The following is a 24,191-nucleotide window of genomic DNA, read 5'->3' on the forward strand; positions in this document are numbered from 1 at the left end:
CGGCGCACGACAACAGCTCCCGGCACCCCATTAGGCGCACGACGAAACAACAACAGGCTCCAGCGACCGAACAGGCCGCACACACCCCACAGCCCGACCACCGCCCAGCAACGCCTCGCCCTGGAACTCGGCGAGCAGCGACGGCTCAACCCCCGCCCACCCAAGCGCCGCCGCAGCGACAGGAATCCGCGCCCGATTGGCCCCATCAGAGATCTTCACGGCGACAGCACGCCCATCAGGCAGCGCAGCGACCTGCACGCCCTCGAAGCCGTCCTTCGCCAGAAGACCGGGCACGGCCCGCATCAGCGCGGCGACATCCCGCCCGGCCCCGGAGGCCATCTCGGCGTGCTCGCGCATGGCGTCGGCGACCCGCGCCTCGGGCGTCCCCGCCACCGCGGTGGTGATCCGCGCCGCGGCCCGGGCCAGCCCGTGCAGCGAGACGGCGAACAGCGGAGCGCCGCACCCGTCGACGGTGACCCGCGCGATGCGCTGCCCCGTGAGGTCCTCCACGATCTCGGCGATCGCCTGCTGGAGCGGATGCCCGGGGTCGAGATACCCGTCCAGGGGCCAGCCGTTGATCCGGCAGGTGTACAGCATCGCCGCATGCTTGCCGGAGCAGTTCTGGGCGAGCTGCGAGGGCAGCCGGCCCTCGCGGATCCAGGCGTCGCGGACGACCGGGTCCAGCGGCAGGTCCGCGACGTTGCCGAGGGCGCTCTCGGGCACGTCCGCCAGCTCCAGGATGCGCCGGGCGCCGGCGATGTGCCGTTCCTCGCCGGAGTGGCTGGCGGCGGCGAGGGAGAGGAGTTCACCGTCCAGGGGCAGCCCGGCGCGCACCATGGCGGCGGCCTGGACGGGCTTGAGGGCGGAGCGCGGGTAGAACGCGGCCTCGATGTCGCCGAGTTGGAGCCGCACCTCACCGTCGGTGCCGAGGACGACGACCGAACCGTAGTGGATCCCTTCCACGACCCCGCCGCGTATGAGGTGGGCGACGGGGGCGTGGAGGGGTTCACGGACAAGGGGTGCGTCCGCGAGGGAACTGCTGTCCATCACTGCCTGATTCCTGGTGGTGGGTGGTGGATGGGCGGCCGGACGCGGGTTACGCGTCGGCCTTGTCGAGGGGGGTGCGCTCGGCGCGGCGGCGGATCGCGTACCAGCCGGCGACGAGCGCGCCGACGATCAGGGGCAGGCACAGCACGGTGGTGCGGCCGGCGCCTCCGTCGGCGTACATGAGGACCAGGACGGAGGCGAGGAAGGCCAGCGTCACGAGTTCGGTCCAGGGGGAGCCCGGCAAGCGGTAGCCGGGGCGGGTGAGTTCGCCCTTCTGGGTCTTCTGCCAGAAGAGCAGGTGACAGACCATGATCATGCCCCAGGTGGCGAGGATGCCGATCGCCGCGAAGTTGAGGACGATCTCGAACGCGTCGGCGGGGACGACGAAGTTGAGTCCGACGCCGAGGACGCAGATGCCGCTGGTGAGCAGGATGCCGCCGTAGGGGACCTGGCTGCGGCTCATCACTCCGGTGAACTTGGGGGCGGAGCCGGACATCGCCATGGAGCGCAGGATGCGGCCGGTGGAGTACAGACCGGAGTTGAGCGAGGACATGGCCGCGGTGAGGACGACCAGGTTCATCACACCGCCGGCGGCCGGGATGCCGATGTTGGAGAGCACGGTGACGAAGGGGCTCTCGCCCGCCTTGTAGGAGGACCAGGGCAGCAGCATCGAGAGCAGGACGACGGAGCCGACGTAGAACAGGCCGACGCGCCACATGATCGAGTTGATCGCCTTGGGCATGATCTTCTCGGGGTTCTCGGTCTCACCGGCGGCGACGCCGACCAGCTCGACGGAGGCGTAGGCGAAGACGACGCCCTGGATGATCAGCAGCATCGGCAGCAGGCCGTTGGGGAAGACGCCGCCGTGGTCGGTGATGAGGGAGGGGCCGGGGGTGGTGCCGTCGACCTCGTGCTGGGTGACCAGCAGGAAGATGCCGATGCACATGAAGATCACCAGTGCGCTGACCTTGATGATGGCGAACCAGAACTCCAGTTCGCCGAAGATGCGTACCGAGATCAGGTTCACGGTGAGCACCACGGCCAGGGCTATGAGGGCGAGCACCCACTGCGGGATGTCGGAGAACATGCCCCAGTAGTGGGTGTAGGTGGCGACCGCGGTGATGTCGGCGATGCCGGTGGTGGCCCAGTTCAGGAAGTACATCCAGCCCGCGGTGTAGGCGCCCTTCTCCCCCATGAACTCACGGGCGTAGGAGACGAAGGCGCCGGAGGAGGGCCGGTACAGGACGAGTTCGCCGAGGGCGCGGACGACCAGGAAGGCGAAGACGCCGCAGACCGCGTAGGCGATGAAGAGGGAGGGGCCGGCGTCGGCCAGGCGGCCGCCGGCGCCGAGGAAGAGGCCGGTGCCGATGGCGCCACCGATGGCGATCATGTTGACGTGCCGGGACTTCAGGGACTTGCTGTACCCGGCGTCTCCGGCGTCGACATGGCCGGAACGTTCCTGCACGCCGTCGTGCGGGGTCTGCGCCTCATTGCGCAGGGACTGCTCGCTCAACGCTCGCGTCCGCCTTCCGTGGAGGTGCTCGTGTGCCCGGGGCGCACGATGTCGGTGAGGGTGGTCTCGACGCGGTCGAGGTGATGGGCCATCGCCTCGGCGGCGTCGACTTCGGAACCGTCGATGAGCGCCTCGACGATCGCCCGGTGCTCGCGGTTGGACTGCTCGCGGCGGCCGCCCAGTTCGTTGAGGAAGGCCGACTGACGCGCCAGTGCGTCGCGGATCTCCTCGATGACCCGGCGGAACACCGGGTTCTGGGCGGCCTCGGCGACGGCGAGATGGAAGAGGGTGTCCATCGCGACCCACGCGGTGGTGTCCGTCTCGCGTTCCATACGGTCCAGCAGATGCGCCAGGTGATCGAGGTTCTCCGGGGTGCGGCGCACCGCCGCGTACCCGGCGACCGGGATCTCCACGTGCCGGCGGACCTCCAGCAGGTCGCTGGCCGCGTAGTCGCCGAAGGTCGGGTCCTCCACGGTGCTCGCGACCACGAAGGTGCCCTTGCCGGTCTTGGAGACGGTCAGCCCCATGGTCTGCAGGGCCCTGAGGGCCTCGCGCAGCACGGGACGGCTGACCTCCAGGGTGCGGCACAGCTCCGCCTCGGAGGGGAGCTTGTCCCCCACGGCGTACTCGCCGCGCTCGATGGCGCTGCGCAGATGGGCGAGGACCGCCTCCATGGCGCTGACGCGGCGGGGCGGCTGCTGTCCGGCTGTCCGGCTGTCTGACAGGTTCACGGGAGTGATACTCAGGGTGGCGTGAGGCCGCTGTCAAGGTCGCTGAAAGGAAACTTTCAGCGGGATGCTCGCACTGAATGCGGGGCCCTCGGTCCGCCCCCGGTCACCCCCACACCGCGTCCGCGAGCCACACCCCCGCGAAGGCGGCGGCCAGGCCGACGCTCACGCTGCCGACGACATTGGCGAGGGCGTACCGCCCAGCGCCGGTCTCGGCCAGCCGGAGGGTCTCGTAGGAGAAGGTCGAGTACGTGGTCAGGGCCCCGCACAGGCCCGCGCCGAGCAGCAGCTGGACGTCCGTACTCGCGGCACCGGTGACCAGGCCGAGGATCAGGCAGCCGACGGCGTTGACCACGAAGGTGCCCCAGGGGAAGACCGAGTCGTGCCGGGACTGCACCGCGCGGTCGGTGAGGTAGCGCAGGGGTGCGCCGACCATGGCGCCCGCGACGACCAGCAGCCAGTTCACGCCGGGGGCTCCCCCGCCGTGCGGCCGGTGTACCGGATGACCTCGCAGGGGTCGAGGGTGACCAGCCCCTCGGTGACGAGCTCGTCGAGCCGGGGCAGGAAGGCCCGGATCCGCTCCTCCGTGTCGACGATCACGATCGCGACGGGAAGGTCCTCGCTCAGGGAGAGCAGCCGCGAGGTGTGGATCAGCGAGGAGGCGCCGAACCCCTCGATACCGCGGAAGACGCTGGCCCCGGCCAGCCCCGCGGTGTGCGCGCGGTGCACGATCTCGCTGTAGAGCGGCCGGTGGTGCCAGGTGTCGTGCTCGCCCACGAGGACGGTCAGGCGCAGCGCGGCGCCGGTGAGTCGGGTCATGGCTGTCTCCCCCGCACGAGTCGTCGGGTCGTCGTCGCGCCGAGCCACACCGCGGTGAGGGCGGCGAGGAGGGTCGCGAACAGGTAGGCGAAGGCGGTTCCCGGGTGGCCGCCGGCGAGCAGGCGGCGGGTGTCCACGGCGTAGGTCGAGAACGTGGTGAAGCCGCCGAGCACGCCGGTGCCGAAGAAGGGGCGGACGAGGCGGTGGGCGGCCCACACGTCGGTGATCAGCACCATGAAGGCGCCGATCACGGCGCAGCCGACGACGTTGGTCCAGAAGGTCGCCCAGGGGAATCCGCCGGGTTCGAGGGGCCACCACAGGGTGAGCGCGTAGCGGGCCGTGGCGCCGAGGGCGCCGCCCAGGGCGACCACGGCGACGACGGGGCCCTGGCCGCGCAGAAGCCTGTGGGGGGCTGTCATGTCGTACGTCTCCTACTCGCCGGGGCCCGGTCCGCGGGCGCGTGCCGGTGCAAGTAGGGACCGTTGGCGGCTGCCGTGCCGCGGTTCGGGTACGGCGGGCCCCACCGCCGCGCCGCGAGGATGATCGCGGCCGGGAACCAGGTTAACTCCGGGGCTTCGGCCGGGTCACTTCGGGGCGGGTGGCTCGCACAGGGCGATGCCGCGCTCGTGGACGCTGCCCAGGACGAGGTGACCTCCTGCCTCGCAGACGCTGGTGACCATGCGGAAGCCGGGGCTGCGGCCGGTGAGGTGGTGGACGGTGGCGCCGGTGTCGTCCACGGCGAGGGCGCCGATCGCGGCGGTGGGGCGGTAGGGGGCGCGCACGGCGATCCGGGCGGCGGCACGGCGGACGGCGGGCGCGGCGCGGTGCAGCAGGTCCAGGGGCGGGAGGTGCGGGCCTGCGAGCGCGACCCAGATGGGGCCGTCGGGGGCGCCGCGCCAGATGTTGTCGGGCATGCCGGGGAGGTGTTCGACGAAGGGTTCGCCGCTGCCCGCCTTCGGGCCGGTGAGCCAGTAGCGGGTGAGGCGGCAGGCGCCGGTCTCGGCGACGACCAGGAAGGATTCGTCGGCGCTCGCGGCGAGGCCGTTGGCGAACTGAAGGCCCTCCAGGACGACTTCGGGGGTCTCGGAGCCCGGTTCGAGGCGCAGCAGGCGCCCGGTGCCGGTGTGTTCGGCGATCTCGCCGATCCACTGCTGCAGGGGGTAACGGCGGCTGGAGACGGTGAAGTACACGCTGCCGTCGGAGAGGGCGACGACATTGCTGGCGAAGCGCAGGGGCTCCCCCGCCACCGAGTCGGCGAGGATGCGGACGGTGCCGTCGGTCAGGTCGACGCGCAGCAGTCCGCGGTCGGCGTCGCAGACCAACAGGGTGTCGTCGCCGAGGAGTTCGAGGCCGAGTGGGCGTCCGCCGGTCTCGGCGAGCACGGTGACGCGGATGTGGTCGGGGTCGGCGAGGTTGTCGAGCCGCAGGATGCGGCCGTCCTCGACGCCGGTGATCACCCGGCCGCGGGCGTCGGCGACGACGTCCTCTGGGCCGTGGCCGCCGATCGCGACGCAGCGGTGCGGGACGAGCGTGCCGGAACGGTTCATACGGTCTACCAGCCCTTCTCGAACATGCGGGCCACTTCGGCGATGCGGACCTCGTCACGACGGTAGTGGACGTGGCGGCGGATGCGACGGGTGCGCAGCAGCCCTATCCGGGCGAGGAGGTGCAGGTGGTTCTCGGCGACCCCGCGGGGCACTCCGAGTTTCGCGGCGACGGCGTCGCAGGTGACGCCGTCCTCGACGAGGTCGCCGTGGCGCTGGGGCGGGAAGTGCGCGGCCGGGTCCTTCAGCCACTCCAGGATGTCCAGACGCCTCTCGTTCACAGGTGTCCTCAACATCACGGTCCCCTCCGTCCGGCTCTCCTCGAAGCGCGTGCGTCCACTGTCCCGCAGGGGATGCCGATATGTCCGGCACTCTCCGCGTCTTGGCCGGTACCGAACTGCCGTGCGAGGGAGGGCAGTTCGGTACCGGCCGGTTCAGCGGCCCGTCCGCCGGGTCAGCGGTGGCGGAGCCACGCCGTCGCGGGCAGGGCCTTGTCGTCGTAGCCGAACAGGGCCTGGTTCTCCCAGCCGTTGCCGGAGGAGGGGTCGGTCGGGTCCCAGCCGTTGCCGGTGACCGCGGTCCAGGTCGACTCCCAGTAGAAGACGCCCAGTCCACGGCCGCCCGGGACGGCCTCGACGATGCTCGCGATGTCGTTCATCCAGCGGGTCTGGCCGGTGGTGGTGGCCGGGTAGCCGGGGACGAGTTCGCTTGCGAGGTCGATGATGTTCTCGTGCGCGTCCTCGCTGTCGAGCCGGAAGGGGTAGGCCGTCTCGGCGACGAAGACCGGCTTGCCGTATCGGGTCGCGGCGTCGTCCAGGGTGGTCTGGAAGTCGTACAGGGTGCCGTGCCAGTAGCCGTAGTACGACAGGCCGATGACGTCGAACTTCACACCGTTCGCGACGGCGCTGTCGAACCACCAGCGGGTGCCGGAGAGGTCACCGCCCTTGGCGAGGTGCAGGGCGACCTGGGTGGAGGAGTTGACCGCCTTGACCGCGTCGTAGCCGGAGTTGAGCAGTCCGGCGAGCTGGGACCAGTTGCTCGTGGAGCCCTCGTTCCACAGCATGCCGCCGTTGATCTCGTTGCCGACCTGGACCATGTCGGCCGTGGTGCCCTGCGCCTTGAGGGCGTTGAGCACGTCGTAGGTGTGGTTGTAGACGTCGGACTTGAGCTGGCTGTAGGAGTGCCCGGCCCAGGCGGCGGGCTTGGTCTGGGCGCCGGGGTCGGCCCAGGTGTCGGAGTAGTGGAAGTCCACCAGCAGCTTCATGCCCTGGCCCTTGATCCGCTTGGCCATGGCCAGGACCTCGTCCTTGCCGTTGTAGCCGTCGGCCGCGTTCACCCAGACCTTGACGCGGGCGTAGTTCTGCCCGGCGGACTTCAGGATGGCCAGCGCGTCGCCGGTGCCGCCCGAGCTGTTCCTGTACTTCCCGCCCAGCGCCTCGCTCTTGGCGAGGGAGGAGACATCGGAACCCTTGATCGACGTGCTGGACGTGCCGGAGGCGAAGGTCAGGTCGTCGACGTTGATCCAGTTGCCGGCGTTCGCGTCACTGTTGATGCTGATCGTGCACTGGTTGTTGGTCACCTGGACCGGCACGACGATGCGTATCCAGCCGCTGGAGGAGACGGGTATGTCGGTGCGCTGCTCGGTGCCGCCGCAGTTCTTCAGGGCTATGTAGGCGGAGTTCTGGCCGCCGCCCGAGCGGACCCAGGCGGTGAGCCTGTAGTTCCCGTTGGTCAGTCCGGAGAGGTACTGATAGGTCTCCACCTTGTAGGCGGAGGACGACCAGTGGCTGAGCCGGTAGCCGCCGCTGTGTCCGCCGGCCTCGGAGAACGAGGCGGCCGTGGAGCCGTACTCGGACCAGCCGGCCGGCGTGGCGGCGCCGGCTCCGTCGGACTCGAAGCCGCCGTTGATGAGGGTCGAGGCGGCCTGCGCGGTCTGCGCGGGCAGGGCGGTGAGGGCGAGCCCGGCCGCGAGCGGCAGCAGCAGGGCCTTCGTCGTGCGTCTGGGATGGAACATCGTCGTCCGTCGTCCCTTCGACGTAACGGGGATAAGAACCCCGGGGCCTGTCGGGGTGGCTCCGAGGGGGTGCCCCTCCGCCCGCGGCTGTCCTGAATCGCGGGCGGAGGGGGGTCGGTTCAGCCGTCGAGCCGGACGACCCGGACGGCTCCGGCGGGCACTTCGAGGCGGCCCGCGGCTCGTTCGCCCGTGAGCAGTTCGGTGCCGTGCGCCTCCAGCGGCACCTTGACGTCCGACGGGCTGTGGTTGATCGCGAAGAGGTACATGCCGGACTCGCCCGCACGCCGGACGACTTCGACGTCGTGCGGCAGGTCGGCGCGCGGCGCGATCCGGGCGTCCTCGGCGGCCCAACCCAGGAGGGCGTCCAGGCCCTGCGCGTCGAGGCGGGTGGAGACGTACCAGGCGGTGCCCGCGCCGAGCCGGTGCCGGGTGACCGCGGGGCGGCCCGCGGTCAGGCCGTCGGCGTACGTCCAGACCGTCTCGGCCGCGCCGGGCACCACGAACTCGGTCCACACATCGCCGGTCAGCTCGGAGCCGTCGGGGCCGGTGATCCGTACCGTCTCGTCCTTCAGCAGCGGTGAGAACTCCTCCACCGTCAGGCCGAGCACGTCCCGCAGCGCGCCGGGGCAGGCGCCCTCGTGCACGGCGTCGTGCTCGTCGACGATGCCGGAGAAGTACGACACGACGAGGGTGCCGCCGTTCTCGACATACTCCCTGAGGTTGTTCCCGGCGGCCTCGGTCATCAGGTAGAGGGCGGGGACGACGACCAGGGGGTAGCCGGACAGGTCGGCCTCGGGGTGGGCGAAGTCGACCGTGAGGTGGCGGTCGTAGAGGGCCTCGTAGAAGGCGTCCGCGCGTTCGCGCGGGTCGTGGTCCTCGCTGGGCCGCCAGTCGAGGTTCTGCGCCCACCAGGAGTGCCAGTCCCACAGCACGGCGACGTCCGCCTGCGTGCGGGAGCCCCGGATGGTGCTCAACGAGTCCAGGGACGCGCCGAGTTCGACGACCTCGCGCCAGACGCGGGTGTCGGTGCCGCCGTGCGGGACCATCGCCGAGTGGAACTTCTCGGCGCCGCGCCGGGACTGCCGCCACTGGAAGAACATGGCGCCCTCGGAGCCGCGCGCCACATGGGCGAGGGAGTTGCGGGCCATCTGACCGGGAGCCTTGGCGGGGTTGCGGGCCTGCCAGTTGACGCCCGAGGTGGAGTGCTCCAGCAGGATCCAGGGCGCTCCCCCGGCCACCGAGCGGGTGAGGTCGGCGGCCATCGCGAGGTTCACATGGGTGCGCCGGCCGTCGGTGATCAGGTAGTGGTCGTTGGTGACGATGTCGACCTCGCGGCCCCAGGCCCAGTAGTCGACCGAGTCGCACTGGCTGAGCGCGGTCATGAAGTTGGTGGTCACCGGGACGTCCGGGGTGAGCCGGTGCAGGATGTCCCGCTCCGCGACGAAGTTCTCGCGCATGGTGGCGTCGGCGAACCGCCTGTAGTCCAGCGCCTGGGCCGGGTTGCCGACCGTGGGTGTGGTGCGCGGCGGGTTGATCTGCGCGAGGTCGGTGTAGCGCTGGCCCCAGAAGGCGGTGCCCCAGGCCTCGTTGACGGCGTCGACGGTGCCGTAGGTGGCGGCCAGCCAGCGGCGGAAGTGGGCGGCGCAGGAGTCGCAGTAGCAGGCGGAGACGGGGACGCCGTACTCGTTGTGCACGTGCCACATGGCCAGGGCCGGGTGGTCGGCGTACCGCTCGGCGAGCCGGGTGGTGATGTTCGCGGCGGCGGCGCGGTAGTCGGCGTTGCTGTGGCAGATGGCGCCGCGGGAGCCGAACTCCAGGCGCACGCCGTCGGCGGTGACCGGCAGGGCCTCGGGGTGTTCCCGGTAGAACCAGACCGGGGGGACGACGGTGGGGGTGCCGAGGTCGACGCGGATGCCGTTGTCGTGCAGCAGGTCGAGTACGCGGTCCAGCCAGCCGAAGTCGTAGCTGCCGCGGGCGGGCTCCAGCAGGGCCCAGGAGAAGATCCCGACGCTGACCATCGTGACTCCGGCCTCGCGCATCAGCCGGACGTCCTCCTGCCAGACGGATTCCGGCCACTGCTCGGGGTTGTAGTCCCCACCGAAGGCGAGCCTGGTGAGGCCCTTGGGGGTGGTCTCCGGCATGGAATCTCTCCCGGGTAATCGATCATTTGGGAACGTACACACACAGCGATCGTGGTGTGAGCCCAACATAACCGCACAGCAACAACCATTGACAAGTGTCCGGGATGTTTCTCTACTGTGAACGCTCACAGAAGCATGGCAGGTTCTCGCACCAGGCGAGAGCCCCAGGTCAGGGGAGAGATCCATGCCCATCACGACGCGCAGCCGCCTCGTGGCATCCACCATCGCCGTAGCCCTCGGAGCAGGCGCCCTCGCCGCGTGCGGCTCGTCCGACGACGACACCGAGGCATCGTCCGGACCGGTCTCGCTCACGTACTGGACCTGGGCGCCCGGCATGGACAAGGTCGTCGACCTGTGGAACAAGGGGCCGGGCAAGAAGGAGCAGATCAAGGTCACGGTGAAGAAGCAGGCGTCCGGCGACACGCTGGTCACCAAGATCCTCACCGCGCACAAGGCCGGCAAGGCCCCGGATCTGGTGCAGGCCGAGTACCAGGCGCTGCCGACCCTGGTCAGCAATGACGCGCTGGCGGACATAGCCAAGGAGACCGCCGACGCCAAGAGCAAGTTCGCCGACGGGGTGTGGCAGCAGACCACGCTCGGCACGGACGCGGTCTACGCGGTCCCGCAGGACATCGGGCCGATGATGTTCTACTACCGCGAGGACCTGTTCAAGAAGTACGGCCTCGAAGTCCCCACGACCTGGGAGGAGTTCGCCGAGACCGCCCGGAAGCTGAAGAAGAAGTCCCCGGGCACGGACCTCACCACCTTCTCCGCCAATGACTCCGGACTCTTCGCGGGCCTGGCCCAGCAGGCCGGCGCCCAGTGGTGGACCACCGAGGGCGACCAGTGGAAGGTCGCCATCAACGACGCCGCCACCCAGAAGGTCGCCAAGTTCTGGGGCGGGCTGGTCAAGGAGGGCGTCATCGACAACCAGCCGATGTACACCCCGGCCTGGAACAAGGCCCTCAACACCGGCAAGCAGATCGCCTGGGTCTCCGCCGTCTGGGCGCCCGGCACCCTGAACACGGCCGCGCCCGACACCAAGGGCAAGTGGGCCATGGCCCCGCTGCCGCAGTGGTCCGAGGGCGAGAACGTCACCGGCAGCTGGGGCGGTTCCTCCACCGCCGTCACCACGGACTCCGACCACCCGGACGCCGCCGCGAAGTTCGCCGCCTGGCTCAACACCGACGGCACGGCCCTTCAGGCACTGGCCAAGGAGAGCGGCATCTACCCCGCCGCCACCAACGCCCAGACCTCCGGCGCCTTCACCAGCCCGCCGGAGTACTTCGCCAACCAGGCCGACTTCTACACCAAGGCCGCCGAGATCGCGAAGAGCACCGCTCCCTCCGCCTGGGGTCCGAACGTGAACGTCGCCTACACGACCTTCAAGGACGCCTTCGGCAAGGCCGCCAAGAACAAGTCGGACTTCGTCGCCGCCCTGAACACCATGCAGAACGACACCGTGGCCGACATGAAGAAGCAGGGCTTCGAGGTCGCTCAGTGACCACCGCACGCCGGAGGCCGTACGGGGTCAAGGGGGCCCCGTACGCCCACCCGTCTCGCACCACCGCCCTCAAACGAGCGCGCAGCGCGCCCTACCTCTTCCTCATCCCCGCGACCGTCCTGTTCCTGCTCTTCTTCGCACTGCCCATCGGCTATGCCGTCTACCTCAGCTTCCGCAAGGTGCAGGTCTCCGGGCTGGGCCTCGGCTCCGGTGCGCGGGACGAGGTCTGGGCCGGTATGCAGAACTACACCGACGCCCTCGGCGACAGCGAGCTGGTCGACGGCGCCCTGCGCGTCCTCGGCTACGGCTGCATCGTGGTGCCGGTGATGCTGGGCCTGGCCCTGCTGTTCGCGCTGATGCTGGACTCCGAGCGAGTGCGGCTCGCCCCCTTCACCCGGCTGGCGATCTTCCTGCCGTACGCCATCCCCGGCGTGGTCGCCGCCCTGCTGTGGGGCTTCCTGTACCTGCCGGACGTCAGCCCCTTCTACTTCGTGCTGGACAGGCTGGGCCTGCCGCAGCCGGACCTGCTGGACGGCGGTCCGCTGTATCTCGCGCTGTCGAACATCGCGGTGTGGGGCGGCACCGGCTTCAACATGATCGTCATCTACACCTCGCTGCAGTCCATCCCGGCCGAGGTGTACGAGGCGGCGAAGCTGGACGGCGCGACCCCGACACAGATCGCGTTGCGGATCAAGATCCCGATGGTGGCGCCCTCGCTGGTGCTGACCTTCTTCTTCTCGATCATCGCCACGCTCCAGGTGTTCAACGAACCCACCACCCTCCGACCGCTCACCAACTCCGTGTCCAGCACCTGGAGTCCGCTGATGAAGGTCTACCAGGACGCCTTCGGCAACGGTGACATCCACGCGGCCGCCGCCCAGGCCGTGATCATCGCCCTCGCCACACTGGTCCTCTCCTTCGCCTTCCTGCGGGCCGCGAACCGTCGTCAGAAGCAGGAGGCAGCACGATGAGTTCTCTTGCCGTCCGCAAGGCCCAGCCGGCGGCCGGGACCACGCCCGGCACCGCCCAGGGCCCGCCGCGGCGCCGCCGGATCGCCCTGGTGCCCACCGTCACCCTGCTGATCGGCGCCCTGTACTGCCTGCTGCCGGTCGCCTGGGTGGTGATCGCGGCCACCAAGTCCGGCAGCGAACTGTTCTCCACGTTCACCTTCCTGCCGGGCTCCGGCTTCACCGAGAACATCAGCGACCTGAACGCCTACCGCGACGGCGTCTACTGGAAGTGGATGGGTAACTCCGCCCTCTACGCCGGCCTCGGCGCGCTGCTCTCCACGGTGGTCTCCGCGTTCAGCGGCTACGCCCTGGCCATCTACCGCTTCCGAGGCCGGGAGACCATCTTCAACGTGCTGCTGGCGGGCGTGCTCATGCCCCCGGTGATCCTCGCCGTGCCGCAGTACCTGCTGCTGGCCGAGGCCAACCTGACCGACTCCTACCTGTCGGTGCTGCTGCCGCTGATCCTCTCCCCCTACGGGGTGTACCTGGCGCGGATCTACGCGGCCGCCGCCGTGCCCTCCGACGTGGTGGAGGCCGGGCGGATGGACGGGGCGAGCGAGTGGCGGATCTTCACCCGGGTCGCGCTGCCGATGATGGTGCCGGGCCTGGTGACGGTGTTCCTCTTCCAGTTCGTGGCCGTGTGGAACAACTTCCTGCTGCCGTACATCATGCTCAGCGACGACGAGAAGTTCCCGATCACGCTCGGTCTGTACACGCTCCTGGAGCAGGGCGCGAACACGCCCGCGCTGTACACCCTGGTGATCACGGGGGCGCTGCTCGCGGTCGTTCCGCTCATCGCGCTCTTCCTGGTCATCCAGCGGTTCTGGAGCCTTGATCTGCTGTCCGGGGCCGTAAAGTCATGACCATGAGCAACACCGGGGGACGACGCAAGCCGCCGACGATCCACGACGTGGCCCGGGAGGCAGGGGTCTCACGGGGCACCGTCTCACGCGTCCTCAACGGCGGGCACTACGTCAGCCCCGCGGCGGCGGAGGCGGTCAACGCCGCGATCCGCAAGACGGGTTACGTCGTGAACCGGCACGCCCGTTCGCTGATCACCGGCCGCTCCGACTCGGTCGGCTTCCTGCTGACCGAGCCCCAGGAGCGGTTCTTCGAGGACCCCAACTTCAATGTCCTGCTGCGTGGTTGCACCCAGGCGCTGGCCGCGCACGACATCCCGCTGCTGCTGATGCTGGCCGGCACCGAGGACGAACGGCGCCGTATCACCCGCTACATCACCGCCGGGCACGTCGACGGGGTGCTGCTGGTCTCCAGTCACTCGGGCGACCCGATCGCCCAGGAGTTGCGGGAGGCAGGGGTGCCGCTGGTGGCCTGCGGCAAGCCGCTCGGGCTGGGTTCCAAGGTCAGCTATGTGGCCGCGGACGACCGGGACGGCGCCCGGGACATGGTGCGCCATCTGCTCTCCCTCGGCAGACGCCGGATCGGCGTGGTCACCGGCCCGCTGGACACACCGGGTGGTGTGGAGCGGCTCGCCGGGTACAAGGAGGTCCTCACCGAGGCGGGCATCGAGATCGACGACAGGCTCGTCGTGTCCGGCGACTACAGCCGGGCCAGCGGTGAGGCGGGCGCCGACCGGCTGCTGGCGCAGGCGCCGGACATGGACGCGGTGTTCGTCGCCTCCGACCTGATGGCGCAGGGTGTGCTGACCGCGCTGGAGAAGGCCGGGCGCCGGGTGCCGCAGGACGTGGCGGTGGGCGGCTTCGACGACTCCCCCGCGGCGGTCGCCTCCCGCCCCGAGCTGACCACCATCCGGCAGCCCTGGGACCGGATCAGCTCCGAGATGGTCCGGGTTCTGCTGGCGCAGATCGGCGGCGAGGACCCGGCCGCGGTGATCCTGCCGACCGAGCTGGTCCGGCGCGAGTCCACCTGACGCGGCGGCTGTCTGCCGTCCGGGGCGGGCGAGGGGCACGGTCGCCTTCGGGGTCCGCCCGACACGGGCAGCCGACTGCCGACCGGGACGGGCCAAGGCCACGAACGCCTTCGGGGTCCGCCCGACACCGGCAGCCGACTGCCGACCGCGACGGGCCAAGGCCACGAACGCCTTCGGACCCACCCGACACCGGCAGCCGACTGCCGACCGGGACGGGCCAAGGCCACGAACGCCTTCGGGCCCGCCCAACACCGGCAGCCGACTGCCGACCGGGACGGGCCAAGGCCACGAACGCCTTCGGGGTCCGCCCGACACCGGCAGCCGACTGCCGACCGGGACGGGCGAAGGCCACGATCGCCTTCGGGTCCGCCCGATGCGGGCAGCTCTCCGCCGTCCGGCAGGCGCCGGGCACGGTCGCCCGCGAGTCCACCTGACACGGGCGGCCGTCTGCCGACCGGGACGAGGCGGGGACAGTCCGCGCGACTCCGCCCGGCGGCGGCTCCCTCCGGAGCAAGCGGTCAGTTTTCGAGAAGCCGGAGGGGAGCCGCGCCCCTAGCGTGGGAGACACCGACGACAGGCGTCGGAGCAGATCTCCCAGGAGTACGTCATGACCGCAGGTGTGCAGACGATCATGTACCCCGTGAAGGACCTCGACCGGGCGAAGGCCGTGTTCGGCGCCCTGCTCGGGGTGGAGCCGTACGCGGACGAGCCGTACTACGTCGGCTACAAGGCCGCCGGCCAGGACGTGGGCCTCGACCCGAACGGGCACGCCAAGGGCATGACGGGCCCGGTCCCCTACTGGCACGTCGACGACATCGCGGCGACCCTCTCGGCGCTGGTCACGGCAGGCGCGGAGACGCTGCAGGACGTGCAGGACGTGGGCGGCGGCCGCAAGATCGCCTTCCTCAAGGACACGGACGGGAACATGATCGGGCTGCTCCAGGACCCGGCCGAGTAAGCACGCCCGGGTATCGCTTGCACCTGCACTAGTTGCACTGTAAACAAATGCTGGCTTCGGTGTTACGGTGCAGGTATGGCAGCGAAAACGGCCGGTGCGGGGCTTGAGGAGCGGTGGCGGGACATCCTGTCGGTGCACGCGCGCACGATGTGCGAGATCGATCGGGTGCTGCATCCGCACGGGCTCGGAGCGAGCGACTTCGAGGTGCTCGACATCCTCGCCACCGCCCCGCCGGAGGAGCGCGCGCACTGCCGGGTGCAGAACCTCGTGGGCCGGGTGCACCTGAGCCAGAGCGCCCTGTCCCGGCTGATCGGCCGGCTGGAGAAGGAGGGCCTGGTCGAGCGCTCCGCCTGCACGGAGGACCGGCGCGGGGTGTGGGTCTCCCTCACCGAGAAGGGGCGTCAGCGGCACGCCGAGGTGCTGCCGCTCCAACGTGAGGCGCTCGCCCGCTCGCTCGGCGACTGACCCGGGGGCCGCCGGGCTGTTCGGATACCGGCGGGCGGGGCATCATGACTCCCAAAAAGCCCTGTGAGGGGACGGGGAGAGACCGCCTTGCCCGTGGATGACGACGGTAACGCCGAGCTCATCACGTACACGACGCGCTCAGTGGAGGAGAGCCACGACGCGATAGCGGCTCACTACTATGATCTGCGCCTCCAAGTCACCGGCGCCGCCGCCCGGTTCCGCACCAGTCTGCGCGTTGTCGACCTCGGTCCGCTGGTCGTCGGCGACGTCAGTTTCGGCACCGGGATGCGGATGGCCTTCGGCGAACCGGGCGTCTACCACGTGGCGGTGCCGTTACGGGCTGCCTTCGGTGTCCAACAGGGCCGCGACGACCTGGTGTTCGCCACCACCCGGCGGGCCGTCTTCTTCGATCCGGGGTACGGCATCGGCATCGACCACTGGTCGCCCGACTGCCACTCCCTGACCGTCAAGCTCGACAAGGACGCCGTGCTCAAGGCACTTGAGTCCCTGCTGGGCAGACCGGTGCGGCGCCCGCCGCGGTTCGAACCGTTCATCGATGTCAGCCGGGGCCCCGGCCGCAGCTGGGCCCAGCTGGTGCGCTGGTTCCTGCGGGACACCGAGGTCTCGGCCGGGCTGCTGAGCCGACCCCTGATCCGGGGCCGGATCGAACAGACCCTGGTCGAAGGGCTGTTGCTGGCCGCGGACCACTCCTACCGGGCCGAACTGGCGGGCCCGCCCCCGCCGATGCGGCCCGCCGCGGTGAAACGGGTCATGGACGCCATACAGGAACTGCCCGCCGAGCCGTACGACGCGGCGCGGCTCGCGGCGATCGCGCAGGTCAGTGTGCGCACGCTGCAGGAGGCGTTCCGCAAGCACGTCGGAGTGCCGCCGATGGCGTACGTCAGCGAGGTGCGGCTGGAACGGGTGCACGGGCAGCTGAGGGCGTCGGCGCCGGGGTCGACGACCGTGGCGGACGTCGCCTATCAGTGGGGCTTCGCCCATCTCGGGCGGTTCGCGCGGCGCTACCGGGAGCGGTTCGGGGAGTCGCCGTCGCAGACCCTGCGTGCGGCGCGCTGAACCGCGGGTCAGTTCCGCCGCGTTTTGCGGACAGGGCTCGCGCAAGAGGGAGCGACGCGGCCCCGGGACGGTCCTATCGTCGGGGGCACGGCGATGCCGGCCGCGCGGACCGAGCGGAGTCGGTGCCATTCGGTCCTGCGCGAAGCATCGCCGGGAGGGCCCGGCCGCTCCCCCTCCGACGCCTTGGTGGCCGGGCCCGGCCCCTCACCGGGCCAGGAGCGTGCGCACTCCCTCCGACGTGAGGGTGAGCGGGTGCGGGGAGCCCGCGTCGATGGTCAGGGACAGCTCGTCGGCGGGCCACTGCGCGGCCAGCGCCCCGAGCGGCACCAGGCGGTAGCGGCCGACGAAGGGCAGCAGCGCGGCCATCGCGGGTTCCGAGGTGAACACGGGCACCATGGGCTCGCCGCCCGGCTGCTCCAGCACGGGCAGGGCGACGGTGCCCGGGTCGGTGGCGTCCTCCTCGTTCGCGTCGTCGGGCACGGGCACCAGCACCTCGCTGCCCGCGAGCATGTTCAGCGCCGCGATGTCCTCGTGGTTGTCGACGAGCGCGTCCAGCGCCTGGCGGGCCGGAGTGTCGGTCTGGCGGTTCTCGGGTGTCTCCATCACAGATCCCCTGGTAGCGGCGGCGGTCCTGGGCCGCGTACCCGATCCGGAGCCCGGCATTCATGGGAGAGGATCCGGCTCCGGAATTTTCGTGATGTACCGCAACCATCGAGGCAAGTCGGCTGTCTCCCCTGGTATCAGAACCACGCACCCGTCGGGGGCCGCAATGCGAAGAATCAGAACCACCGGGGTGGCCGTAGCCGCTGTCGCCGCCCTGGCCCTCCCCGCCCTGCCCGCCGCAACCGCCTCGGCCGCCCCCACGGCGGCGACCACCGCGTGCCCGACCGGCTGGGGCAGCCTGCCGAAGGTGAGCTCCACCGCCACGACGACACCGGTCGAGAACATCAGGACCGGCCGGCACGCCTGCTACGACCGCATGGTCGTCGATCTGCCGGGGGCCGGGACGTCCGGGCTCGGCTACTCGGTCCGCTACGTCAGCAAGCTGTACCAGGACGGCTCCGGCCGCCCGATTCCGGTCGCCGGCGGCGCCGTCCTGGAAATCCGGGTCGCGGCGCCCGCCTACGACCACGAGACCGGCGCCCCGACCTATCCGGGCCGGGTGAGCAGGCCCCTGCCGGGAGTCGACCTCGCCGGTTACCGCACCTTCCGGGACGCCCGGTACGGCGGCAGCTTCGAAGGGGAGACGCTCGTCGGACTCGGGGTCCGCGCGCGCCTGCCGTTCCGGGTGCTGGTGCTCACCGACCGGATCGTCGTGGACGTCGCCCACAACTGGACCGGCGCCCGCTGAGTGTGCGGCCCCTCAGCCGGGGCCGGAACCGCTCTCGACCAGCTCGGCCAGTCTGGCCAGCGCCATACGCGTGCCCGTCTCGTTGTCCGCGGCGGGCACCGCGTCCGGCAGCCCCTCGTGCACCATCAGTACATCCGTGCCACCACCCTCGGCGTCCGTGAGGGTGGTGGTCATCGTCATCGTGCCCCGCATCGCGGGGTCCGGGCTCTCGAACTCCAGCTCCTCCACCACCCGTTCACCGGGCACCAGCTCGGTGAAGTGCCCGTGGTAGGTGTCGGTGTCCGACTCGGTCTTGCCGGTGCCGGCCGGCAGGTCGTAGGTGAGCGACACCCGGAAGGCGCCGCCCGCCCTGGGCTCGAAGCGGTGCACCCGCGCCGTCATCCCGTCCGGCACCCGCCAGCGCCGTACCGCGTCGGCGTCCAGCAGCGCGCGGTACACGGCCGCGCGCTCGGCGTTCACATGCCCGGTCACCCGCGTGGTGTGCATGGCCCGAACATAACGCGCTCAGTCCCGGGCCACCTCCAGGACCGCCTTCCCGGACACCTTGCGCCCGCGCAGCGCCCCGGCCGCCTCACCGAACCGCTCCCACGACCCCTGCCAGCCGATCCCGACACTCAGCGCGCCCTCGGCGGCGAGCCGGGTCAGCTCCGCGAGGTCCTCCCCCGCGGGTCACTCGTCGACGAACAAGGTCAGCGACTTCGCCGGGCCCACGGTCGCGTACGGCGGGAACACCGCGGGCTCCCCGGAGGTCCAGCCGACGCTCTGCAGGCTGCCGCCGGGGCGAGCGGATTCCGTACGGCGACGAGCTGCGGGCCACCCACGCTGTCGACGGCGATGTCGACCGGCCGCTCGATGCCGTCGACGCCCACCAGCACCTCGTGCGCACCGGCCTCGGCCGGCCCGGCACCGCGGGCCGCCGACCCCACGGAGGCGATCACATACGCGCCCGCCCGCGCCGCCAGCCGCACCGCGAACCGGCCGACCCCGCCCGACGCACCGGTGATCAGCACCCGCTTGCCGGGCCCGAGCCCGGCGGCCCGCAGGGAGCGCAGCGCCGCGATCCCGGCCACCGGCAGCGCCACCGCCAGTACGGGGTCCAGGGTGTCCGGCACCTCGGCGAGCGCGGCCACATCGACGGCGACGCGCTCGGCGAACGCCCCCGGCGTCATCGCCACCACCCGCGCGCCTGCCTTGGGCCCGGTCCCGTCGGCGGCGGCCTCGACCACCGCCCCGGCCGCGTCCGACCCGAGCACCGCGCCCTCGGGGACCCGGCCGGAGCGGGCGTCGTTGAGGTCGCCGTAGTTGAGCGACGCCGACCAGGGTACGCACGGACATGGCAACTTCCCCTTGATTTCTGACAGGTTGTCGCCCCCCTCATGATCGAAGGGGTCGTCGCCCGTCGGGGGCCGGTCACGTCAGGGCGTTCTCCAGGCGCCGTACCGGTGTGGTGTCGGGGTCGACGAGGAAGGCGGGGCGGGTCAGCCGGGTCGGCGCGTTGGTGACGGAGTTGTAGGTGAGCAGGAGGACGGCCCGGCGGTCGTCGGAGGTGTTGTTGGTGGAGGAGTGCACGATCGACGGGTGGAAGGCGGCGACGGTGCCGGCCGGGCCGAGTATGGGGCGTGGGGGGAACTTGGCGGTCAGCGCGTCGATCTCCTCCGGCGGGATGGCGTGGGCGAGCCGGGCCGAGACATGGTCCCGCCAACTGCGGCCCCCGGCCTCCCCGGTGGGCACCAGCCCGAGGGTGTGGGAGCCGGGGAGCACGGTGAGCGGGCCGTTCCCCTCGTGCACGTCGTCGAGGTGGAGGGCGATGTTCACGGCGGCGGGCTCGGGCATGCCGTCCTCGTGTGCCCAGAAGGCGTAGTCCTGGTGCCAGGGCCACGCCCGGCCCTCCCGCGGCGACTTCATGTTGACCTTGAACTGGTAGAGGTACACCGGCCCGCCGATCAGTGCCCGTGCCAGGTCCACCAGCGCGGGGTGGCGCACGAGTTCGGCGCACACCGGGTCGTAGCGGTGGCAGCCGTGCAGGGCGCGGACGGTGCGGGTGCCCTCCTCGTACACCACCTCCGGGCGCCCCGATCCGGCGATGGCCCGGACGCTCGCGCGCACCTTGGCGAGGGCGTCCGGGGGAAGGCTGTGCGGGGCGGGGCACCAGCCCTGGTCGGCGTAGGCGGCACGCTGCAAGTGGCTGCTCATCGGTGTCGTGCCCTCACACGAGGCCGGACGGGGCCGAGGCCAGGTGCGTGGCGTCCCCGATGGACCGTACGACCATCCGCTCGTCCTTGACGGCGAGGACGGAAACGCTGGTCAGCGGGAGGATCATGTCCAGCTGGCCCCAGCCGAGGTTCATCAGGCTGCCCATCAGGATGACCAGCGCGGAGTCATGGCCGACCACCGCCACCCGGGTCGTGCCCTCGTGGGCCGCCGGGGTGGCCGCGACGGCGGCCGTGACCGCCTCCCGCATGCGTTCGGCGACCTCCTTCTCCGGCTCCGGGAAGGGGTACACGCCGTGCGGTTTCAGCTCGCTGGGCCGTCCGTCGTCCCAGTTGGTGCGGACCTCCCGCAGTCTGGGGTCGGTGCGCACGCGCAGCCCGTGCTCGGCGGCCACGGCCGACGCCGTCTCCTGGGCGCGCCGCGCTCCGCTGGCCCACACACCGTGCAGCGGGACTCCGGCGAGCCGGGCCGCCAGCAGCCGTGCCTGTGCCCGGCCCTTCTCGGACAGCGCCGGGTCGCGCGGGTCGCCGTCGTAGTCCTCCAGGCCGGTGTAGGAGTCGGCGTGCCGGATCAGCCAGACCTCGCTGACTCCGGGGACCCCCACCAGATAGCGCTCGTACACCGAGCGCATGACCTGAAGAAAGCTCTCGCGTCCGTCACTCACCACGTTCTCCGTATCCGTGTTTCAGGGGTTCACCGGGGACGGCGGCGGCTCAGTCCGCCGTGGCCCGGCATTCGATGACGGCCCATACGTCCCCGGCCGGGTGGATGCTCGCGATATCGAAACCGGCCCGTGCCATCAGGGCGTTCCACTGCGCGCGGGTGCGGTGCTCGCCCTCGACCAGCACCAGCATGTCGAGGTCCAGCACCTTGCCCAGTTCGCCGGTCTCGCCGATCACCGAGTCCAGGACGAGCAGCCGGGCCCCGGGGGCGGTGCCGATGGCCTCGCGTATGCGGGAGAGCAGGCGTACGGCGTCGTCGTCGGCCCAGTCCTCCAGTACGCCGCGCAGGACGTAGGCGTCGCAGCCGGTGGGCAGGACGTCGAAGAAGTCCCCGATGCGCACCTCGACCCGCTCGGTCAGTCCCTGCGAGGCGAGGAACTCGTGGGCGCTCTCGGCCACCGCGGGCCCGTCCACGAGGACTCCGGTCGCCGACGGCACGGCGGTGAGCACTCCGGCGAGGAACTGTCCGCGGCCACCGCCTATGTCGGCGAAGCGGGTGAAGCGCGCGAAGTCGAAGGAGGTCAGGAAGTCGTCGGCGAAGTACTGGCCGAACTCCACCATCGCCGCGTCGAATTCGTCGCGGACCTCCTTGTGCCCGGGCCGGGCGAGGAAGTCGTAGAGGGGTTCCTCGTGGCGCAGCCGGAAGGCCGGGACGCCGGTGCGTACGGACTCCACCACGGCTCCGTAGGCGGCCAGGACGTCGGGTTCGGCGAAGAAGGTCGTCATGCCGCGCATGCCGCGGGGGTGGTCGGAGCGCAGCAGCTCGCCCATCGCGGCGAGTCGGAAGCCGTCCTCCGGTACCTCTGTCAGGGCGTCGACGGCGGCGGCCGCGCGCAGCAGTCTGCGCAGCCGGTGGGTGTCGGAGCCGGTCGCGGCGGCGAGGTCGGCGGTGCTGCGCGGGCCGTCGGCGAGGAGGTCGGGGATGTTCAGCTTGGCCACGGCGTACAGCACGAAGGCGGCCTTGAGGTCGACGTTGTACTGGTAGAGGCGCTGTGCCGCGGTGCGTTCGGAGGTCTCGGTCGGTTCCTGCCGCATGGGTCCTCTCTCGTTGCGGGGCCGGTCTCAGTCGTCGTAGCCGTCGAGGTCGGCGAGGAGGATCTTCGACACCGTGTAGGTGCCCTGTCCCGCCGCCACGAGCTTGCCGCTCTCGGAGTAGACGTCGCTGCGGGCGACGTAGATGGTCTTTCCGGCGGTCACCACCTCGCCGATGGCGTACACGCCCTCCTTGCGCACCGGCCGGACGAGGTTGATGTGGTAGTCGACGGTCAGGACGCTGTAGGTCTCCTCCAGAGAGTTGGCGGCCATGAACCCGGCGGTGTCGCCGACCTCGAAGAGCATGGCCGCGTGCAGGAAGTCCGCGTTCTGGGTCAGTTCGGGCTGGAAGGGGATCGCCACCCGTGCCACGCCGGGTTTCTGGATCTCGATGGTCTTGTCCAGGAAGCGGGAGATCCTGCAGCGCATGCAGCAGCGGGTCAGCTTCTCGAAGTGGCTGGCCAAGGCGGCTCCTCGGGAGTGCGGGGCGGGGCTGGGGCCTGTCGTTTGGATCATCGCGCCGTCGCGGGGTCTGGCACGCCCGTCTGCGGCGTTGTCGTCTGCACGCACCAGGCCCCGCTCGGGTCGGTTGCACAGCACCGTGGGTCTCAGCCGGGCTGATCCAAAGAAGGGCCCTAGGCACGGGACACGACCAGGCTGGCATTGATGCCGCCGAAGCCGAACGCGTTGATCAGGCAGTGTCGGATGACTCGCTCGCGCGGCTCACGGGCGATGTCGAGGTCGGCGAAGGAGGGTTCGGTCCGGTCGAGGTTGAGGGTGGGCGGTACGGTCCGGTGGCGCAGCGCCAGGAGGGCGGCGGCGAGGTTCAGCGGGCCGTTGGCGGCGAACGCGTACCCGAGGTGTCCCTTGACGGAGGTCACCACGGGCGGTCGCGCGGAGCCCGCGGACGCGGCCCGCACCGCCGCCAGTTCGGCCGCGTCCCCCTGCACCATGCCGGATGCCTGTGCGAGGACGCAGTCCACGGCGTCCGGTCCGAGCCCGGCGTCGGCGAGGGCGTCGGTCATGCACCGGGTGATGTGCGGTGCCGACAGTCCGGTGATGCCCTCTCCGCCGCTGTTGGAGGCGAACCCCGTCAGCTCACCGTGGATGTCCGCGCCGCGCGCCTCGGCGTGCTCGCGGTCCTCCAGTACGAAGACGGCGGCCGCCTCACCGACGATCATGCCGTCCCTGTCCCGGTCGAACGGGCGGGGTGTCCCCTCGGGGCCGCCACGGCGGCTGAGCGCCCTCATCGCCTCGAAACCGGACCAGGTGACCGGCGTGGTGACGGCCTCGGAGCCGCCCGCGACGGCCCAGCGGCGGGCGCCGGAGCGGACGGCCCGCATCGCCTGCCCCACCGCCTGGCAGCCGCTCGCGCAGGCCCCGGCGACCGTCACCTGCTCGCCCTCGATGCCGTGGCGCAGCGCGATCATGCTCGCGGCCATGTTGGGGATCAGGGACGGGATGAGGAAGGGGCTGGTCCTGCGGGGGCCCTGCCGTTCCTGTCTGAGTACGCCCGCCTCGATGCTGGGCAGTCCGCCCATGGCGACGCCGAGCCAGACCCCGCCCGCACGGCGTTCGGTCAGGCCGCTGGCGGCGAGTGCCCGGTCGGCGGCGAAGAGCGCGTAGCGCACGAAGCCGCTCATCCGGTCGGTCTCGAAGCGGAGCGGGCCGGGTTCGAGGGTCACGCGGGTGTCGTCGATCTCAGCGGCGTACCGGGAGCGGAACCGTTCGGGGTCGAAGCGGGTCACCGGGCCGATCCCGGAGCGTCCGGCGAGCAGGCCCTTCCACAGCTCGTCGACGTCCGCGCCGAGCGAGCAGACGACCCCCATGCCGGTGACCACCACGCTGCGCGGCACCGCGTCACCCGGTCAGGCCTGCTGCCGGGCCGTGTCCTGGGTCTGCCTTATGTAGTCCTCCAGGTCCCGCATCGTCTCCAGCTTGTCCATGGCGGACTCCTCGAAGTCGATGCCGAAGCAGTCTTCCAGGTAGAGCAGCAGCTCGATCATCTTCAGCGAGCTCATGCCCTCGATGGAGCTGTTGATGTGCGACTGCGGTGTGAGATGGGAGACGTCCCGCTCGACGAACTCGCCGATGTGCTTGACCAGTTTGTCGAACAGTTCCTGGTCCTGCTTGTCGTGCTGCATCGTGGTGGGCCTCCCCCATC

27 protein-coding genes are annotated in these 24,191 nt (G+C 71.0%); 8 read left to right on the forward strand and 19 right to left on the reverse strand.

The window, feature by feature from the left end; all coding sequences use genetic code 11:
- Positions 1 to 30: 30 nt before the first annotated feature.
- The 10 genes from ACZ7L7_RS07095 to ACZ7L7_RS07140 form a co-directional block, all read right to left on the reverse strand.
- On the reverse strand, positions 31 to 1,047 hold the full coding sequence (locus ACZ7L7_RS07095) for an asparaginase (RefSeq protein ID WP_471430540.1): 1,017 nt from the start codon (positions 1,045 to 1,047) through the stop codon (positions 31 to 33).
- Between the two features lie 49 nt (positions 1,048 to 1,096).
- The gene (locus ACZ7L7_RS07100) at positions 1,097 to 2,560 is read right to left on the reverse strand and encodes an amino acid permease (RefSeq protein ID WP_285512137.1); all 1,464 of its coding nucleotides are present in this window, start codon (positions 2,558 to 2,560) and stop codon (positions 1,097 to 1,099) included.
- Complete coding sequence (locus tag ACZ7L7_RS07105; RefSeq protein ID WP_285512442.1) at positions 2,557 to 3,234, reverse strand: FadR/GntR family transcriptional regulator; 678 nt, start codon at positions 3,232 to 3,234, stop codon at positions 2,557 to 2,559. Before ACZ7L7_RS07105 ends, ACZ7L7_RS07100 begins: the two co-directional genes overlap by 4 nt.
- A 160-nt stretch (positions 3,235 to 3,394) precedes the next feature.
- Positions 3,395 to 3,754, reverse strand: coding sequence for a fluoride efflux transporter CrcB (gene crcB / locus ACZ7L7_RS07110; protein ID WP_453599554.1), 360 nt, complete (start codon positions 3,752 to 3,754; stop codon positions 3,395 to 3,397).
- The gene (locus ACZ7L7_RS07115) at positions 3,751 to 4,107 is read right to left on the reverse strand and encodes a DUF190 domain-containing protein (RefSeq protein WP_472075189.1); all 357 of its coding nucleotides are present in this window, start codon (positions 4,105 to 4,107) and stop codon (positions 3,751 to 3,753) included. The genes crcB (ACZ7L7_RS07110) and ACZ7L7_RS07115 overlap by 4 nt, the downstream gene beginning before the upstream one ends.
- Complete coding sequence (gene crcB, locus ACZ7L7_RS07120) at positions 4,104 to 4,526, reverse strand: fluoride efflux transporter CrcB (protein ID WP_285512140.1); 423 nt, start codon at positions 4,524 to 4,526, stop codon at positions 4,104 to 4,106. Before crcB (ACZ7L7_RS07120) ends, ACZ7L7_RS07115 begins: the two co-directional genes overlap by 4 nt.
- Before the next feature lie 165 nt (positions 4,527 to 4,691).
- Positions 4,692 to 5,654 (reverse strand): SMP-30/gluconolactonase/LRE family protein, encoded by a 963-nt coding sequence (locus ACZ7L7_RS07125; protein ID WP_453599545.1) that lies wholly within the window; start codon positions 5,652 to 5,654, stop codon positions 4,692 to 4,694.
- A 5-nt stretch (positions 5,655 to 5,659) separates the two neighbouring features.
- Entirely contained in the window at positions 5,660 to 5,947 is a 288-nt protein-coding gene (locus ACZ7L7_RS07130; RefSeq protein WP_471430543.1) for an ArsR/SmtB family transcription factor, read from the reverse strand.
- Between the two features lie 158 nt (positions 5,948 to 6,105).
- A complete protein-coding gene (locus tag ACZ7L7_RS07135; RefSeq protein WP_471430546.1) occupies positions 6,106 to 7,665 on the reverse strand; it encodes a glycoside hydrolase family 53 protein in 1,560 nt (519 codons plus the stop codon).
- A gap of 119 nt (positions 7,666 to 7,784) precedes the next feature.
- Positions 7,785 to 9,806, reverse strand: coding sequence for a beta-galactosidase (locus ACZ7L7_RS07140; protein ID WP_453599537.1), 2,022 nt, complete (start codon positions 9,804 to 9,806; stop codon positions 7,785 to 7,787).
- 184 nt (positions 9,807 to 9,990) lie between these two features.
- Between ACZ7L7_RS07140 and ACZ7L7_RS07145 the strand changes: the two genes are divergently transcribed.
- The 7 genes from ACZ7L7_RS07145 (at position 9,991) to ACZ7L7_RS07175 (ending at position 16,711) form a co-directional block, all read left to right on the forward strand.
- On the forward strand, positions 9,991 to 11,310 hold the full coding sequence (locus ACZ7L7_RS07145; RefSeq protein WP_472075193.1) for an ABC transporter substrate-binding protein: 1,320 nt from the start codon (positions 9,991 to 9,993) through the stop codon (positions 11,308 to 11,310).
- A complete protein-coding gene (locus ACZ7L7_RS07150) occupies positions 11,307 to 12,281 on the forward strand; it encodes a carbohydrate ABC transporter permease (protein ID WP_472075195.1) in 975 nt (324 codons plus the stop codon). The genes ACZ7L7_RS07145 and ACZ7L7_RS07150 overlap by 4 nt, the downstream gene beginning before the upstream one ends.
- The gene (locus tag ACZ7L7_RS07155) at positions 12,278 to 13,183 is read left to right on the forward strand and encodes a carbohydrate ABC transporter permease (protein ID WP_453599531.1); all 906 of its coding nucleotides are present in this window, start codon (positions 12,278 to 12,280) and stop codon (positions 13,181 to 13,183) included. Before ACZ7L7_RS07150 ends, ACZ7L7_RS07155 begins: the two co-directional genes overlap by 4 nt.
- Positions 13,180 to 14,211, forward strand: a complete 1,032-nt coding sequence (locus tag ACZ7L7_RS07160; protein WP_285512148.1) for a LacI family DNA-binding transcriptional regulator — start codon at positions 13,180 to 13,182, stop codon at positions 14,209 to 14,211. Before ACZ7L7_RS07155 ends, ACZ7L7_RS07160 begins: the two co-directional genes overlap by 4 nt.
- A gap of 607 nt (positions 14,212 to 14,818) precedes the next feature.
- A complete protein-coding gene (locus tag ACZ7L7_RS07165; protein ID WP_285512149.1) occupies positions 14,819 to 15,169 on the forward strand; it encodes a VOC family protein in 351 nt (116 codons plus the stop codon).
- Between the two features lie 75 nt (positions 15,170 to 15,244).
- Complete coding sequence (locus ACZ7L7_RS07170) at positions 15,245 to 15,634, forward strand: MarR family transcriptional regulator (RefSeq protein WP_285512150.1); 390 nt, start codon at positions 15,245 to 15,247, stop codon at positions 15,632 to 15,634.
- 93 nt (positions 15,635 to 15,727) lie between these two features.
- Complete coding sequence (locus ACZ7L7_RS07175; protein WP_472075198.1) at positions 15,728 to 16,711, forward strand: AraC family transcriptional regulator; 984 nt, start codon at positions 15,728 to 15,730, stop codon at positions 16,709 to 16,711.
- 204 nt (positions 16,712 to 16,915) lie between these two features.
- Here ACZ7L7_RS07175 and ACZ7L7_RS07180 read toward each other — a convergent pair whose 3' ends face one another.
- Positions 16,916 to 17,314 carry an SseB family protein gene (locus ACZ7L7_RS07180; protein WP_453599525.1) on the reverse strand — a complete coding sequence of 133 codons (399 nt, stop codon included), beginning with the start codon at positions 17,312 to 17,314 and terminating at the stop codon, positions 16,916 to 16,918.
- A gap of 166 nt (positions 17,315 to 17,480) precedes the next feature.
- Here ACZ7L7_RS07180 and ACZ7L7_RS07185 point away from each other — a divergent pair, with 166 nt between their 5' ends.
- Positions 17,481 to 18,062, forward strand: a complete 582-nt coding sequence (locus ACZ7L7_RS07185) for an AMIN-like domain-containing (lipo)protein (RefSeq protein ID WP_285512153.1) — start codon at positions 17,481 to 17,483, stop codon at positions 18,060 to 18,062.
- A 12-nt stretch (positions 18,063 to 18,074) separates the two neighbouring features.
- On the opposite strand, the gene ACZ7L7_RS07190 is transcribed toward ACZ7L7_RS07185, so the two are convergent.
- The 8 genes from ACZ7L7_RS07190 to ACZ7L7_RS07225 all read right to left on the reverse strand — a co-directional run bounded on the left by ACZ7L7_RS07190 (position 18,075) and on the right by ACZ7L7_RS07225 (position 24,171).
- The gene (locus tag ACZ7L7_RS07190) at positions 18,075 to 18,548 is read right to left on the reverse strand and encodes an SRPBCC domain-containing protein (protein ID WP_285512154.1); all 474 of its coding nucleotides are present in this window, start codon (positions 18,546 to 18,548) and stop codon (positions 18,075 to 18,077) included.
- 203 nt (positions 18,549 to 18,751) lie between these two features.
- The gene (locus tag ACZ7L7_RS07195; RefSeq protein WP_471430554.1) at positions 18,752 to 19,402 is read right to left on the reverse strand and encodes an alcohol dehydrogenase catalytic domain-containing protein; all 651 of its coding nucleotides are present in this window, start codon (positions 19,400 to 19,402) and stop codon (positions 18,752 to 18,754) included.
- A 70-nt stretch (positions 19,403 to 19,472) separates the two neighbouring features.
- A complete protein-coding gene (locus ACZ7L7_RS07200; protein WP_285512157.1) occupies positions 19,473 to 20,255 on the reverse strand; it encodes a phytanoyl-CoA dioxygenase family protein in 783 nt (260 codons plus the stop codon).
- A 13-nt stretch (positions 20,256 to 20,268) separates the two neighbouring features.
- Positions 20,269 to 20,937 (reverse strand): 8-demethyl-8-aminoriboflavin-5'-phosphate phosphatase, encoded by a 669-nt coding sequence (gene rosC, locus ACZ7L7_RS07205; RefSeq protein WP_471430556.1) that lies wholly within the window; start codon positions 20,935 to 20,937, stop codon positions 20,269 to 20,271.
- A 49-nt stretch (positions 20,938 to 20,986) separates the two neighbouring features.
- Entirely contained in the window at positions 20,987 to 22,030 is a 1,044-nt protein-coding gene (gene rosA / locus ACZ7L7_RS07210; RefSeq protein WP_285512159.1) for a N,N-8-amino-8-demethyl-D-riboflavin dimethyltransferase RosA, read from the reverse strand.
- A 27-nt stretch (positions 22,031 to 22,057) separates the two neighbouring features.
- Positions 22,058 to 22,492 carry a PaaI family thioesterase gene (locus ACZ7L7_RS07215; RefSeq protein WP_285512160.1) on the reverse strand — a complete coding sequence of 145 codons (435 nt, stop codon included), beginning with the start codon at positions 22,490 to 22,492 and terminating at the stop codon, positions 22,058 to 22,060.
- Positions 22,493 to 22,662: 170 nt separating this feature from the next.
- Positions 22,663 to 23,883, reverse strand: coding sequence for a beta-ketoacyl-[acyl-carrier-protein] synthase family protein (locus ACZ7L7_RS07220; RefSeq protein WP_453599514.1), 1,221 nt, complete (start codon positions 23,881 to 23,883; stop codon positions 22,663 to 22,665).
- A 12-nt stretch (positions 23,884 to 23,895) separates the two neighbouring features.
- Positions 23,896 to 24,171 carry an acyl carrier protein gene (locus ACZ7L7_RS07225; protein ID WP_285512162.1) on the reverse strand — a complete coding sequence of 92 codons (276 nt, stop codon included), beginning with the start codon at positions 24,169 to 24,171 and terminating at the stop codon, positions 23,896 to 23,898.
- Between the last annotated feature and the right edge of the window lie 20 nt (positions 24,172 to 24,191).

The organism is Streptomyces sp. NPDC110618 (genome assembly GCF_055657065.1).